Below are 14844 nucleotides of genomic sequence, written 5' to 3' on the forward strand. Positions count from 1 at the left end.
ACTGGGATTAATGCGTCGCGGTTATCAGCGTGGTTAATTCGATTTGGCTTATTGTGCGGCCATAAGTAGGGTAGCACAACCTTAATGGTGGTAATTTTAACGGGTCGCAAAAGTCCCCATTTTCAAGGTACAGCCGTCTCTGCTGTAGAAGAGGAGGAAGATCTAAACTTGGGCGAAAGTCTAAGCTTGGGCACTCCCTCGTGATTATAGAAGCTCATAGTTCAGCTTTATAGCTACTATGAGTAATTTACGCAGTAGCGATCGCAATTCGGGTAAATGGATAAGGATGCTAAATAATCTACTCAAATCCTGTAAAATTAAGTTTCTCATTTTTGATTTTTTAATTTCAGCAAATGCCACTCGAACTGCAAAACCTCACAGGCGGTTACACCTCAGTACCAATTGTTCAAGACATTAACCTCACTCTGCAAACAGGAGAGTGGTTGAGTTTAGTTGGTGCTAATGGCTCAGGTAAATCTACTTTACTCAAATTGCTGAGTCGTATTCTCTCCCCACAGCAGGGAATAGTGCTACTTGATGGCAAAGCAATTCACTCTCAACCCCCAAATTTAGTTGCACAGAAACTGGCATTATTACCGCAACAACAAACAGTTCCTGTTGGTTTAACAGTGCGACAATTAGTAAGTTTAGGACGCACACCACATCAACCTTGGTGGCAATGGGAACTAAACGCCCAAGATTGGGTGAAAGTGGAAGCTGCAATTAAAAAGACGCAGCTAGAAAAATTGAGCGATCGCTTAGTTGAACAACTTTCAGGTGGTGAAAGACAACGCGCTTTTTTAGCTCTAGCATTAGCACAAGAACCAAAAGTATTACTGTTAGATGAACCTACAACTTTTTTAGATATAAACTATCAATTGCAACTATTGGAACTGCTTAAAGAACTGAATCAGCAGCAGGGATTAACTATTATCACGGTACTACATGAACTGAATTTAGCAGCGCGGTATAGTTCTCGCATCGCTTTATTAAAACAAGGTAATTTTTGGGAAGTTGGTACACCTGAAAAAGTTCTGACACCAAATGCGATCGCCCAAGTCTTCGGCGTAGAATCAGTGATTATTCACACGCCTGTCGGTTTACAAGTTTGTGCCATTTCTGCTGTTTAAAATCAAATCATAGTATCGCATCCTAAATTTTTCATAATTAAAAAACCTCCCAATAATCTGCCAGAGGTATTTTAACTTTTCAACTGTAAATAATCTTAATCCTCAATCTTCATGCTGGCGTGTCTAGACTAGGGTTGGTTTATGTCTGCAAATGTTTGGAAAACTGCTATTTAATCAAGCGTGGAGGTATAGCATCTCCACACGGGCGGATATGTTAATCTTATGGACCGCCTGAAAGGTTATAGCCAATGTAGCAGTTACTGCCAGTACGAACAAATACACCTGTTGGTGTCCATTGCTTGATCTGTTTGATAGAACGAGCATCTAGGAACAGTGGATAGGGTTCACCCAACAAGGTAGGTATTTGTCCAACTTGCGTAAGCGGCCACGACTTTTTATCTATCAAATCTAACTCTGTCCTACAGAGAAGCTGTATCCCGTAGGAAAAAACTCCAATGCACTTATTTGAAGCAATATAGACCCGATCACCGTATGAAACTCGGCAAGGTAATCCTCCTTTTCCTGGTAGTGCGTAGCCAAAGAAGTTAAAGCTCCACGGTAGAAATACAAGCAAAAGTACAGAAAATAGGATGAAGCCTACTGTACCCAGCACTATGGTAAATTTCCGAATGGTACTCATATTTAGGTCACTAATGATCTAGCTAAGTTTAGAAACTGTCATTTATAGCAATCGCCAAAGCCGTTAGGACAGTTTGCGGAAAACGCGTTTTCAACAGCGTACTTTGTGATTTTATTGCTGTCCTAAGCTCACTGTCCGTTGCTATATATGCCAAGCGTAGAAATGACCGTTGGGAAATCTTTGAACAAAAATAATCTAGAAATGGCAATGATCAACGCCGCTCAAAGCTTCAGACATAAAAAATCAAAAACTTTAAAATCGAACAAGCTGTAACTCCTTCGGGGCAAGGCTTTGTGAAGTTATCTAACTCTATTAGCGTACAAAAAACTCGTTTTAGCACGATCACCCCATAGGGGCGCACAGATGTGCGCCATCATCGCATAAACACTAATTTGTCAAAATATACAACTAATTTAATTGACACCTAAGACTTAGTTTCCTGTGTCTGTGCGTCGATAATTACACTCCAGTCATCGTTTTTCACAGCAGCTTCAAGTTGACGCTGACGCTTGGCTTTACTAGCATCTGTTGTTTCTGACTCTTTAGAGAGGGTTGTGTCAGCCATTGCTTTCCGCAGTTTTAGCTTTTTCTCCTCATAGGCTTGGCGTTCCGCCTCTGACATTACCGCTTTCGCAGCTTCGCCTATAGTGCTAGCCCACATTTCGCTTTCGGAAGCATTACCAGGTGGTGTGCTTTCGAGTTTTACTATCCACGCATCTCGCAAATCTTCCATTTCTTGACGCTTGGGGAACTTGAATGCTTGCACACGCACAAAAGCACACTTTTGCTCACCATTTTGGGTGATATGACCGTTTAGGGAAAGCAACACATTCCGAGAATAGCCAATGTACTGAGTACAGCGTTCTGCGTCTAATACTGCGTAAACACCTGCAATTTTCGCGTTCTGAGCAGCCGCACTCCAAGCCTCAAGGTCAATGATTTCAGTACCATTGTTTGCCAGTTCAGGAGTTATACTCACCTCAGTGGCGGCGTGTTCGTCGTCAGAACTATACAAAAAATCATGCAGTCCACGGTGGTTTATGGGAACATTTTGATGTTCAATTGGCGAGTTGTGCTGAGTTTCCATTGCAGTTGATCTCCGAGTTATTAATTAGCGATGCCAACGGCAAGCGCGAAGCCTACGCAAATATATGCCCTTAAAATATTGAAGCTTAAATCTACTCACATCTCTAAATTCTTGTTCTTAAAGATTCTCACAAAGCGAAAACAGCTATTAAACCTTATATGAATCAATTAACACCTAAAAATTGGATATTCCTCAAACAGCAGATGACCCCTTATTTATTTTTACTACCCGCCTTAGCTCTTTTGGGGTTAACTGTCTTTTGGCCTGCACTGCAAGCGTTTTACCTCAGCTTTACTAGTTATGAAGATATTGCCCAGTCGCCACAATGGATAGGTTTCGCCAACTTCCTCAAGCTTTGGAAGGATGCAGTTTTTTGGAAAACCTTGGAAAACACTTTTTTATATCTTGTAGGTGTAGTACCAATTTTAGTAATTGCTCCCTTAGTACTGGCAATTTTGGTAAATCAGAAACTGCGGGGAATGAATTGGTTTAGGGCAGCGTACTACACTCCAGTGGTAATTTCAATGGTGGTTGCCGGAATAGCTTGGAAATGGCTGTATGCAGAAAATGGATTACTGAATCAGTTGTTTAAAGCTTTAGGTCTTTTTCCAGAAGGTATTCCTTGGCTAACTAGCCCAGCAAAAATTTTTGGCATTGTACCAATTTCTCTTGCCAGCGTCATGGCTGTCACCGTATGGAAGGGACTAGGCTACTACATGGTAATTTATTTAGCGGGGTTGCAATCAATTCCCGCTGATGTGTACGAAGCCGCAGCCATTGATGGCTCTGATGGTATCAGCAAACACTGGGATATTACCATACCTTTGATGAAGCCGTATCTAGCACTAGTGGCGGTGATTTCGGCTATTTCTGCGACCAAAGTGTTTGAAGAAGTATACATTATGACTCAAGGAGGGCCACTCAGTAGCTCGAAAACGATTGTTTATTATTTATATGAGCAAGCCTTCAACAATTTGGAAATTAGCTACGCTTGCACAATTGGGCTAGTGCTATTTTTGATAATTTTGGGGTTATCAATTTTGCGATTAGCTATTAATCAGCAGGGGGACGATAATATCACAATTTGATATTGACTTAATTTAACCTGATCTCAACGTAAGAAAAAGTCTGAAATCTAGACAGAGTAAACTTTATAGCAACCCAGGGCTGTGTTGCTGTTCCTGAACCTCATATTCTAACTAATCTTCGTTATAAGAAATGCAGCATTGAAATAAAGATAATTGGCGAAATTTTATTGGTATACAGGAGAACATCAACAATGGCAGGTCGTAACAAGTACAGCGACGATGAAAAACAAAAAAATCGTCATAAATATAAACAGTCTTTCACAGGTGATTTAATGAGCTATGCAGCATTAATGGGAGAAAGCTTTACTTCAAAAATAAATTCCTTAGCACAAATTATTAGAGATGCACACTATCCGAGTTTAGGAACTTATAAAGAACGTCTATTAATGAGTATGATAAAACAGTTTATCCCTAAAAGGTATGATGTAGGCACGGGATTTATTATATTTCCAACTGAAGAAATTGATTTTAATAAGCTGTTCCACATTTAATTTGCATATATTGGGCGGGCGAGACGCCCACCCCACAATAAATGTACAATTTTAGATTATGCAAACTAGATGTGGTTTAGCTTAATCAACCTATTGGGACTTAAACATTTTTTAGCCAGAAACAAGACTCAAACCTATACAGGGTAAGGAAAATACACCAAATACTCAAAAATGCTTCAAACCCAGATATATCAATAACCAGGGTAAAACGATGTCAAAATCTTTCTGTATATACGTTTGATGGTTTTTTAAGGCTACTTTTTGTTTAAGTCCCATTATTTAAAACCGTGTTTGATACTCCACTACTGCACGACTGTCATCGGTTAAATTAGTGGAAGCACGCACACGAAATTCATTGTTTATCCGGTAATTAACACCCCATTGGAAAGGGTCATTTGTTGTCAAAATTTTGATGCTAGAAATGGAAATCTTGGAAGAAATATCAACCCCAGCCTCTGCTGCTAATTCCAAACTTGAGCTGCTTCTTCCCGCTTCGGGATTATCAGAAATAATGGTAGGAAATATCCGCAGTTCACTTAAGCCAAAGGTACTCCCAATCTGATTAAAAGCCGACTGAAAATTGTTAAACACAGCTGAGCCTGCGATGTTAATCAGACCTAAAGTACTGTCAGCACGTCCTTGGGTGTCTATAAACCCACCTCCTAAAAGAGCAACAATTTCGGTTTGACTACGTGACGGACTGCTTGTTAGTTCTAGATTTTCATTTAGTTTGCTGGCGAGACCATTGATAGTAGCTTCGACTCGAACACTCTCTAAAGCTGATAAACCTGTGGTATTTATCCGGCTGAAGTCATTACTTTGAGTTACGTCCAGTACCTTGGCAAATAGCCGAATATCTAACTCTGGATCACGGGGTTGAGAGGGACTAAAAGTTGCGGTGTGTGTATAGCCACGAGCAAGGTTAAATTGGGTAGTAAATAAATTCACCCCACCTTGTTCTAACCGGATAGTGCCATCGGGTATTGGCTGATTGATTAAACCGTTAACTATAAGATTACCAGTTGCACGGAAGCTGAGAATAGGGGGACGGGTAATTTGGACGTTTTTGCCTAGTTCCAAATCTAGATTATTAAATCTGGCGATGCCTAACGGCAAGGTTGCCGCCAACCCATTCCCAATTTCAGGTTTACTTTGCTTATTGGCTTTTGGGGGTGATACACCGAGACTACTATTTGCAGATGAAGTGGCGTTGCTAGATTCTGCCAGCAATATCTGACCATCAAATAAATTTACTTTACCGCCAATTATGGGGTTAAGGGCAGAACCAGTAATCTGCAAATTACCGCTAGCGCCTCCCTGGTAAAGTCCCTTGAGATTCAACGCTAGCTGATCGTCGAGATTAACGGTCAAGGGATTGTTGATAGTCACGTTCTCATTGTTGAAAATGGGAATTTCTCCAGCAGCTTCTACCTTCCCACGGCTAAATGTACCCTGAAGATTTTCTACTAAGATGCTGTCAAAATTAAACAGCACTCTACCTGTGACATGTCTGAACTTACGTGGCAAAGCCTGGGCTGAAAAAGTAGCATTATTGATAGTAGCAATTCCATCTACTTCGGGTTTTTGCAATGTTCCGCGTATCTTGAGGTCTACTTCTCCTTCACCTTTCTCAAATACTACTTGGTTAGTTAATGCGTTTAACAGTGCTAATCCCTCATTTTCCAACTTCATATCGAGAGTTATTTGCTCACTGTCTGACGCCACAGAAGCAAAAGGTAATTTATAAGGGATGCTGCCAGTAATATCAACAGGTTTTGGCCCGGCAACTGCTACAATACTACTAAAGTTCAAGCGTCCGTTGGTATAGCTGAAACTTGCCGTTGCTGATTCTATTGCCTTCTGATTCAGCTTTCCTTCTGTGATTTGTAATTCCCCTATAGCTTGGGGATTAGCAATACTGCCTGCTAAAGCTGCTGTGGCGTTAAGATTCCCTGTGATTCCAACTGGCAGTTTGACAACATTATTCAGTACTTGTACCGGAAAATTATTCACCCGCAGCTGACCAGATTGTTGATCACCGCCAATGTTACCTGTGAAGGCAATCAGCCTGTTTTTAGATTCGAGCCGTAAAGGTCGCAAACTTAAAACACCGTTTTCAAAGTTGCCTTCGGCAATCACTTGGTCAGCGGTATAAAAACGATTTCGTTCTTCCTTTTTACCCCAGGCAAAGTTTTGTCCATTCAAATTAAATTCCACTGATAATCCATTGGTTGTAGCTGTATTTACAGTCACTTCCCCGTTGAAAGTTCCCTTTAAGTCTGCCAAATCCGGTATGGGAGTGGAATCAAGTCGCTGTTGTTCCTGTTCTGCTACCAGGGCTTCAATTTCAGAAAACCGTTGGATTTGGTTAAATAAGGGCTGATTTAGCGACCCTTGAGGGTTGGTGGTTAGATCCGCTGCCGTGCCGTAGGTTGGTGCTGCTAAACCAGGTTGCAAATCTTGTAAATCAAATATCTGTGCTACAGCTAGAACATCTTGAATCTCACCCTGGTTGACGTTGAGTTTACCTTGTAGTTGAGGGCCTTTAGGGGTTTGAGCAAAAGTACCGACAAGGGCGTAGCTGCTTTTGCCTTTGACAAATTCACTACTGGCGAGTGTGGCTTTACCGTTACCATAGCGGAATTGAGCCGCTAAACGATCGCCGCCAAGCCGGCCAATTTGCGGATTAGCGATCGCTAAATTCCCCGTAGCTGCCAATGTCTGCTGATTAAACAGCAAATCCCCAGTTAATAACCCAGCTATCTTACCAGCACCCAGGCGAGTAATTGGTGGCGGAGTCAAATTCAATATTTGTAAAGGGAAATTGGCAACTTTGAGTGCCCAATCATTCCCTTGTACATTACCTGTTGCTAATGCTTGCTGCCATTTTACTAAGAAAGATTTAGGGCGATTATTGGCATCTAAATTGAAGGCAAGGCGATCGCGATTACCCGCCAAGTTCAAATTCAAACCGCGTCCCTGTGCTGAATCGATGTTTCCAGTTAACAATGGCTCAAAAGCAATATCTTGAACAACCAAGTCTCGTAAATTAATTTGTCCTACCACATTTGGCAGGGGCAGCTTACCAGTGATTTGACCATTAAAATCGACTCTCCCCGCCACAGCAACCTGATTAGGAAGATTGATAGGTAACTGTTTTAAGTTGTAATTCTGGGCTTGAACGTTGAGATTTAGGGCAGTAATTTCCGGTATACCTGCTCCCTGAGCATTGGCTAATATGTTACCAGTAACATTTAAACCGGGAGCGGTTGCTCGTTCAATGGTAAGCCTTTCACCACTCCAAGCGATCGCAGCCGTCAGGGGTCGCTCAACACCAGGAATACCTTGGGATAATTGCACCTGTCCAGCGGCACGCACATCAGCTAATTTGGATGATCCTAGCGTGCCAGCTAATTGCAATTGACCGCCAAATTGACCTCGCAATTGCTGATTTAACCGATTTAATTCTACACCTGAAGCATTAACTACAGCTTGATAGCGACCATTAACCACTTGGATATTAGAGGCTCTGATCGTTCCACCTGCAACATCCAGCCGTCCCTGACCACTGGCTTGAATAGTTTGCGGTTGGAAAGACTCAACAGAACCCGCCACGTTCACTTGACCAGTTAACGCCCCTTGGAACTGCTTTGGTACTGCTGCCAACTGCTGCAACGGTACATTATTTGCCTGGACTTGCGCCTGATATACACCATTCGCCACTTGGATATTAGAAGCTGTAATAGTCCCACTCGCAACATTTACCCGTGCTTGACCGCTGGCTTGAATAGTTTGTGGTTTAAAAGGATCAACAGAACCGGCGACGTTGAACTGACCAGTTAACGCTCCTTGGAACTGCTTTGGTACTGTTGCCAACTGCTGCACAGGCACATTCTTAGCCTGAACTTGCGCCTGATATACACCATTCGCCACTTGGATATTAGAAGCTGTAACCGTACCACCGCCAATAGCAAGGCGACCTTCACCACTGCCACGCAGGGTTTTCAGGCTGAAATTATCTCTGTTGCCTGCGATTTGGAACGTACCCATCAATGGATTATTTAAAACTGGGGGAGACTGTTTCAATATCCGCCCCAACCGCACACCATTAGCTACAAGTTGAGCAGAAAAGCCTTGGTCTTGCAGTTGGACATTAGAAACTGCAACTGTACCGCCACCAATTTGAACTCCTGCACCATCAGTGCGAATCGTGGCAATTTCAAATGGTGCTGTCCTGCCTGAGAGGATGAGACGACCATTGAACTGTGCCCCAGCCAAAGAGACATTTTGCAGTTGACTTTTGTCTACAAAGGGTTCCAATTTCACCCCAGAGGCAACAGCCACAGCTTGCCAACGCTGATTGGCATAACTACCAGTTGCCCGTACTGTACCACCACCGACATTGAGAGCCACATTACGGAAGGAGACGGTGCGATTTGGAGCGATTGCAACTTCGCCAGTTCCGGGGTAAGTTCCGTTAGGAGCCTGAAATTTTACCACAGTTTGGACATTGGTAGGAGCGCCTGTTAGTTGGGCTGTAGCTGAGACATTGCCGATAAGGAACGCGGGTGTTATTTCATAAACTTTTGCGATCGCATCCCCTGGAACATTCTTAGCGGCGAAATTTAAATCCAGTCGAGGGTTTTTACCGAGTTGCATTGTGCCAGCGCCCGTGATTTCACCACCGACTTTGGCGAACCCTTGAATATCTCTTAGGGTAATTAAAGAGGAACTAGTAGCAAGCTCAAACTTACTACTGATACTATTAAAATCAACTTTATCAATCCGAGCAGTTTGGATCGTGGCAACTGAGCCTGAGAGAATTGGCTCTTTTGTTGATCCAGTAATCTGCAACTCTGCTTGTACTTGTCCAGCGATCGGCACAGGTAGTTTTACCTTCAGAGTCTCCTGGGCATTAGCCAAACTTACTGCATTTACACGCCCCGCCAACTTAAAGCCTGCTTTAGTGTCGATGATTCCCGTAGCCACTAAGGGAATTTTGCCGTAGTTGGTAATAACATTCTCTAACTGCAATTCCGTTTTCTGGAAGCGGAGGTTTCCTTGGGTATTGCTCAACAGTTGCGGCACTTTAGGCACTTGAACTGTTACCCCTTGTACAGTAGCGCTGCCAAACAATAAAGTTTGCTGTCCTGGTGTTAACCGAACTAACAAGTCGCCATTGGCTCGACCCGCCTGTAAATTCACTGGTAGCTTGATTAACCGAGTAATATCCGCAGCCAGAAAGTCTTGTGCTCGCAACTGGAAGTTGCCTGCTAAGACCTTGGAACGCGTCTCTCCCTGAATGGAAATACTGCCACCACTGTCTGCTTGACCCCCGACATCAAACCTAATCAACTGATTGTTTGCTAAAAGTTGGGCAGAACCGTTGAGTTGAGAAAATGTTACAGGAGATGAGGGAGATATTGCTCCCCCTGCCCCCCCTGCTCTCTTCTGCGGCATCAACACCAACTTGGCATTGCGAAACCGCAGGTTGTCCAAATCAGTTTTAATTGCGCCGCCTTCACCTGGCGAGGCTATATTAGTGGAAACCCAGCGTCCTTGGTCATCCTGTTCAATGTAAATATCCGGGTTGACTAAGGTGACATCTAGCTTTAAGTGACGGTTAAAGATTAGTTGTAACAGGTCAAAACCCACCTCCACAGCTTCGACTGCGGCCCGATCTGGATCTGTGGGTGTGGCTGGGATAGTTGAAGCTCCAAACTGCACTCCCGTCAACGAAAATTGTGTGACTCTTCCCAGTTTTAGCGGACGATTGAGTGTAGTCGTGAGACTTTGTTGTGCTAAGGGTGTTAACTCTGTTTGCACAAAAGTCCACAAGCGCCAAATACCGACAACAATTCCTAACAGTAAAAGTCCGCCCAAGGTAATGCTACCCCGACTCAACACCAGCAACCACAGACGCTTGCGGATAGGGTAAGGGAAGTGATGATCTTGATTGGAAGATTTAGTCATTTGCTTTCACTGTATTAATTGCCGGATGTCCCTGGCACACACAAGCATTAACTGGCACATTGATTCAGTATGCCATTTCCAGGATACGCCAACTAAACCCAAGACCTTATTGGTTGAGTTACGGTATTTGCTTGATCCAATATTTATGCTTAAGAATATTGGCGTTTTCAGGAAATTCTGAGTTCAATAGAGTGAAAATTGTTCCTGTGACTTTCCCTGAGGCACAACCTAGAACTTTAATATGAATAGACCTTAAAAAAGACAGATGATTACACCAATGCGTGTTTTTGTGTTAATTTTTAATGCTCGAACGGAAAATGAGGGGATTCACACGATTCGGGAGGGCGATCGCAATAAAATTCTGATGTTCGAGTCAGAAGACGACGCCACGCGCTTTGCCCTGATGTTGGAAGCTCAGGATTTCCCCTCACCTACACCAGAGCCGATCGATGCTGAGGAAATCAAGGAATTTTGCGAAACTGCTGGATATGAATGGGAAATCATCCCAGAAAACAGCAATTTAGTTGTCACTCCCCCAGAACTGAACGTCGAAGAAACCGACTGGCAAGCAAACGCCCAGAAGGAGGATACTGTTGAAGACACCTTCCCTCTCAATCAACAGCCACTAGAAGAACCAGAATTGTCTGATTCTGAACTAGAGAAGATGCGTCGCAAATTGGAAGGATTGTTGTAATTAGTCATTAGTCATTAGTCATTGGTCATTGGTCATTGGTCATTAGCCATTGGTCGCTAACTGGCTAATGACAAAAGACAAAGAATAAAGGACAAAGGACAAATGACAAATTTGCAGGAACGCGGGCATCTTTTAACCGAGCTGGTAAATCCTAACAGTTTTAACTTAGACCAGCTCAGTTGTCTGGAATTGGTGGAGCTGTTTAATAACGAAGACCAAAAAGCAGTTGCGGCGGTTGCGGCGGCGAAAATTCAGTTATCACAAGCAATTGATAGCACCGCAGAACGTTTGCGCCACGGAGGACGCCTATTTTATATCGGTGCGGGTACAAGTGGTCGGTTAGGGGTGTTAGATGCTGCTGAGTGTCCACCTACTTTTTGTACACCCCCAGAGTTGGTACAGGGGATTATTGCTGGTGGTGCGGGTGCGCTGGTACGCAGTTCTGAAGATTTAGAAGACAGCATCGAAGATGGCGAGGCTGCGATCGCTGGGCGACACATTACCCAGCTAGATGTAGTAGTTGGCATTACCGCTGGTGGGACAACGCCATTTGTCCACGGTGCGCTTCATGCTGCTCGTCAGCGAGGAGCCACTACTATTTTTATCGCCTGTGTTCCAGCTGAACAAGTTAGCTTTGATGCCGATATTGACATTCGCCTATTGACAGGACCAGAGATAATCGCTGGCTCAACTCGCCTGAAAGCTGGTACAGCCACGAAGTTAGCTTTAAATATCCTTTCTACTGGGGTAATGGTGAAGCTAGGCAAAGTATATGGCAATCGGATGGTGGATGTGGCGGTAACAAATCAAAAGTTACGCGATCGCGCTTTGCGAATTTTGCAAGACCTCACAGGTTTAAGTCGGGAAGCTGCTGGTTTTTTACTAGAACGCAGTGGGAAATGGGTTAAGCTAGCGCTATTGATGCACTGGACTGGTTTGGCAAAAGATGAAGGCGATCGGCTTCTTTCAGAACACCAAAGTAATCTCAGGGCAGCTGTTTTGAGCTACAAAAACGACAAGCAGTCCTGAGAATTTCTTTATGACTGATTGTGCCAGTTGCGTAAGTCCTGATCAAAACCGATATGGCAATTGCAAAACTATCCCTTAATAAATACTCTATATATGGCTGTTACTTGTCTTAGTAGCACGCCTTTTTTTTAGATTAAATAATAACTACAAATAGTGGCTAAAGATAAATCATCACGGATAAAGGATCAATAACTTTGAAAACTAAGGAAAAGTTTTTAAGTTTTAATTTGGGAGTAAGAGATACAGCCGTAATTTCGTTACAACACATCACAGAAGTTTTGCAAGTATCATTACCAGAAATATGTAGCGTTCCTGAGATGCCCAGTAGCGTCTTAGGTATTTATAACTGGCGTGGTGAGATGCTTTGGTTGATAGATTTAGAGGCAATGTTAGGTTATCCTCCAATTTCGCAAAGACCAAATTTACTTTCAAGAATGATGGGGATTGTTTTGGAAAACAAGGGTAAGTATTTGGGACTATTGGTGCGAGAGCTTATAGATATTGAATGGCTTGATACTAAGCAAATGAAACCCGCAATATCTGAATTATTTTATCCTCAAATATCACCTTGTTTACAGGGATACTTTATTAATGATTTGGAGGAGATTATTTTGAGTTTGGATGCCACAACTATTATCCAAGCTCCTATGTGGTGGATTCATAATTAAATGTTTGATAATGGGTGATTAGACATAGTATTTTGATAATTGCTAATCCTTAATAACCCAATAAAAGACTGTTTTTATCTGCAAAATATCGAATGATTACCCATAACAAATTTTGAGGCTAATCCAATGACATTTTTGTATAACACTAGCCATGAAAATGAACATCTAATCTCAGAATTAGAAAATCAGAACGGTAACGCTAATATAGCGAATATTGCTAGTAATGAAATATCTTTCCAATTACAGCTTTGTGTCGCCCAATACCTAACCCCACCTCTGGCATCAAATAGGGTTCACCTATTTGTAGTTGGTAGTTTCCATCTATCAATTTATACACTTCAAAGGGTTAATGTTGGTCGCGCCGCCAAAACTCAGGGTTATAAATTACGTAGTACAATACACTGAGTTTTCGGTAGATATCAAGCTTCTCGTCATATTCACCTCCTGGGGTGTGGGATACCATTTCTAATGTGAATATTGGAACTATCCCATTTTCTTCCCAAACCGCGTAACTTTTGCGTGATTTACCACCCTTTTTCCGTTCTACTCCCACACTTAAAAAAGCATCTGGCACTACAGGTACTCTAGGATTTACTCCTGTGGTGTGATATACTCCCATATCTACTCCGAAGTACCAATCCATGCGATTTGCCCAAATAGAGTTGAGTAAGAAGAGTAAAATGTTGGGCAAAAAGTTTTGGTCTAGCGCTCTTCCATCACCTCAGAAAATAAAAATCGAAGCAGAAAACTGAAACTATGACTAAATCAAGATTTGAGGCTTTATTTTCTAATATAAATTCCAAAATGTAGCCAAAATCTGGAAAGTGAAGTCTCGTAAGCCTTGCAGTGATTGCTTTTTCAAAGAGTGATGGAAGAGGGCTTGGCGAAGCCTAGCCCTTCGGTCTACGTTATCCACTGGTGTATTGTCTGAACAGGGAAGTTCATCAGTAGTTGGTAACGCATTTTTGAGATCAGGTGAGAACATAACCGTTGTCTCGCTGGCGTTTGATGCCCTTATTATAAATGAGTGACGAAAAGTTTAGCGTTTGAGTGTAGGTTCACCAAACTTAATTAAAAGCGCGATCGCAATACTAACAAGCAAAATTAACGTCATACTCAAGGCTGAACCAAATCCCCAATTTTGCGTTGCTCCAAGAAACTGGTTATAAACTAACCGCGCCGCCGTCATACTAGAAGCACCACCGAGTAATTCTGGATCGATAAAATCCCCCAAGCCTGTGATGAATATAAGCATAGAAGCAGCCGCAATTCCAGGAAAAATTTGTGGTACAGTTACTTGGCTAAAAGTTTCCACCGGATTTGCACCTAAATCAGCCGCTGCTTCTAGCAACCGCTTGTCTAGCTTTTCGAGAGAAGCATATAAAATCAAAACCATATAGGGTAACAAGCTGTAACTCATGCCAATAAATACAGCTTGACTCCGGTTAAGTAATTCCAAAGTAGGCAAGCCTAAATTGCTGAGTAAACTGTTCAATAAACCAGTAGGACGAAGAATTGTAATCCAAGCATAGGAGCGAAGTAAGGAGGAAGTCCACAAAGGCAATATAAAGCCTAATAGCAGCAAATTCCGCCAACGCTGCGGCGCTATTTGAGCAATCCAATAGGCGACAGGGAAGCCCAAAATTAAACAAATGATTGTGGTACCAAAGGCAAAAAATAGCGATCGCCCAATTACTTGCACGTAAAGGGGGTCAAATATTCGGATGTAGTTTTTGAATCCGTTGGGATTGACCAAATCTCCCGGTCGGATGTCTGCAACTAAACTTAACTCGAAAATTATTAAAGTTGGCAGCACCAACAAAAGTAATAACCAAATACCAGATGGTACAAGTAATACCAAAGGTTGGAGCAAATTTCGTCTCAGGCGATGCAATCCTTCTATTTTAGAAATATCATTTTTTTCAAAATTCATCACTTATAACTCCTAACTCCTGTACAGACGCGATTAATCGTGTCTCTACTCTTAATTCCTGTACAGACGCGATTAATCGCGTCTCTACTCTTAACTCCTAATTATTTTAGT

At 42.5% G+C, this 14844-nt stretch carries 11 protein-coding genes and 1 pseudogene; 6 read left to right on the forward strand and 6 right to left on the reverse strand.

The window, feature by feature from the left end:
• Positions 1-353: 353 nt before the first annotated feature.
• Positions 354-1130, forward strand: coding sequence for an ABC transporter ATP-binding protein (locus V7L29_RS24885; RefSeq protein ID WP_334737116.1), 777 nt, complete (start codon positions 354-356; stop codon positions 1128-1130).
• 220 nt (positions 1131-1350) lie between these two features.
• Here the strand turns inward: V7L29_RS24885 and V7L29_RS24890 are convergent, their stop codons facing one another.
• Positions 1351-1770, reverse strand: a complete 420-nt coding sequence (locus tag V7L29_RS24890) for a hypothetical protein (RefSeq protein ID WP_334737117.1) — start codon at positions 1768-1770, stop codon at positions 1351-1353.
• A gap of 424 nt (positions 1771-2194) precedes the next feature.
• Complete coding sequence (locus tag V7L29_RS24895) at positions 2195-2857, reverse strand: GIY-YIG nuclease family protein (RefSeq protein ID WP_334692738.1); 663 nt, start codon at positions 2855-2857, stop codon at positions 2195-2197.
• Positions 2858-3015: 158 nt separating this feature from the next.
• Here V7L29_RS24895 and V7L29_RS24900 point away from each other — a divergent pair, with 158 nt between their 5' ends.
• Together V7L29_RS24900 and V7L29_RS24905 are read left to right on the forward strand one after the other, a co-directional pair.
• Positions 3016-3945: a carbohydrate ABC transporter permease gene (locus tag V7L29_RS24900; protein ID WP_334692739.1), complete on the forward strand. Its 930-nt coding sequence runs from the start codon at positions 3016-3018 to the stop codon at positions 3943-3945.
• 191 nt (positions 3946-4136) lie between these two features.
• Complete coding sequence (locus V7L29_RS24905) at positions 4137-4436, forward strand: hypothetical protein (protein WP_334737118.1); 300 nt, start codon at positions 4137-4139, stop codon at positions 4434-4436.
• A gap of 279 nt (positions 4437-4715) precedes the next feature.
• On the opposite strand, the gene V7L29_RS24910 is transcribed toward V7L29_RS24905, so the two are convergent.
• Complete coding sequence (locus tag V7L29_RS24910) at positions 4716-10409, reverse strand: translocation/assembly module TamB domain-containing protein (protein ID WP_334737119.1); 5694 nt, start codon at positions 10407-10409, stop codon at positions 4716-4718.
• A gap of 265 nt (positions 10410-10674) precedes the next feature.
• On the opposite strand from V7L29_RS24910, the gene V7L29_RS24915 reads away from it, so the two are divergent.
• The 3 genes from V7L29_RS24915 to V7L29_RS24925 all read left to right on the forward strand — a co-directional run bounded on the left by V7L29_RS24915 (position 10675) and on the right by V7L29_RS24925 (position 12800).
• Positions 10675-11103, forward strand: a complete 429-nt coding sequence (locus V7L29_RS24915; protein WP_334737120.1) for a DUF3110 domain-containing protein — start codon at positions 10675-10677, stop codon at positions 11101-11103.
• Between the two features lie 102 nt (positions 11104-11205).
• Positions 11206-12132, forward strand: a complete 927-nt coding sequence (gene murQ, locus V7L29_RS24920; protein ID WP_334737121.1) for an N-acetylmuramic acid 6-phosphate etherase — start codon at positions 11206-11208, stop codon at positions 12130-12132.
• Between the two features lie 194 nt (positions 12133-12326).
• Entirely contained in the window at positions 12327-12800 is a 474-nt protein-coding gene (locus V7L29_RS24925) for a chemotaxis protein CheW (protein WP_334737122.1), read from the forward strand.
• 229 nt (positions 12801-13029) lie between these two features.
• On the opposite strand, the pseudogene V7L29_RS24930 reads toward V7L29_RS24925, so the two are convergent.
• The 3 genes and pseudogenes from V7L29_RS24930 to V7L29_RS24940 form a co-directional block, all read right to left on the reverse strand.
• Positions 13030-13503: pseudogene (locus tag V7L29_RS24930) on the reverse strand (Uma2 family endonuclease); the annotation flags it as partial.
• Between the two features lie 84 nt (positions 13504-13587).
• Positions 13588-13785, reverse strand: coding sequence for a hypothetical protein (locus V7L29_RS24935; protein WP_334737123.1), 198 nt, complete (start codon positions 13783-13785; stop codon positions 13588-13590).
• A 54-nt stretch (positions 13786-13839) separates the two neighbouring features.
• Positions 13840-14733 carry an ABC transporter permease gene (locus tag V7L29_RS24940; protein WP_334737124.1) on the reverse strand — a complete coding sequence of 298 codons (894 nt, stop codon included), beginning with the start codon at positions 14731-14733 and terminating at the stop codon, positions 13840-13842.
• Positions 14734-14844: the final 111 nt, after the last annotated feature.

This window comes from Nostoc sp. (assembly GCF_036916575.1).
In the GTDB taxonomy this organism is placed as follows: domain Bacteria; phylum Cyanobacteriota; class Cyanobacteriia; order Cyanobacteriales; family Nostocaceae; genus Nostoc.

Bases quoted from the DNA above. Each gene is read 5' to 3' on its own strand.
- V7L29_RS24885 (WP_334737116.1), top strand. From the start codon at position 354: ATGCCACTCGAACTGCAAAACCTCACAGGCGGTTACACCTCAGTACCA.
- V7L29_RS24890 (WP_334737117.1), bottom strand. From the start codon at position 1,770: ATGAGTACCATTCGGAAATTTACCATAGTGCTGGGTACAGTAGGCTTC.
- V7L29_RS24895 (WP_334692738.1), bottom strand. From the start codon at position 2,857: ATGGAAACTCAGCACAACTCGCCAATTGAACATCAAAATGTTCCCATA.
- V7L29_RS24900 (WP_334692739.1), top strand. From the start codon at position 3,016: ATGAATCAATTAACACCTAAAAATTGGATATTCCTCAAACAGCAGATG.
- V7L29_RS24905 (WP_334737118.1), top strand. From the start codon at position 4,137: ATGGCAGGTCGTAACAAGTACAGCGACGATGAAAAACAAAAAAATCGT.
- V7L29_RS24910 (WP_334737119.1), bottom strand. From the start codon at position 10,409: ATGACTAAATCTTCCAATCAAGATCATCACTTCCCTTACCCTATCCGC.
- V7L29_RS24915 (WP_334737120.1), top strand. From the start codon at position 10,675: ATGATTACACCAATGCGTGTTTTTGTGTTAATTTTTAATGCTCGAACG.
- murQ (WP_334737121.1), top strand. From the start codon at position 11,206: ATGACAAATTTGCAGGAACGCGGGCATCTTTTAACCGAGCTGGTAAAT.
- V7L29_RS24935 (WP_334737123.1), bottom strand. From the start codon at position 13,785: ATGTTCTCACCTGATCTCAAAAATGCGTTACCAACTACTGATGAACTT.
- V7L29_RS24940 (WP_334737124.1), bottom strand. From the start codon at position 14,733: ATGAATTTTGAAAAAAATGATATTTCTAAAATAGAAGGATTGCATCGC.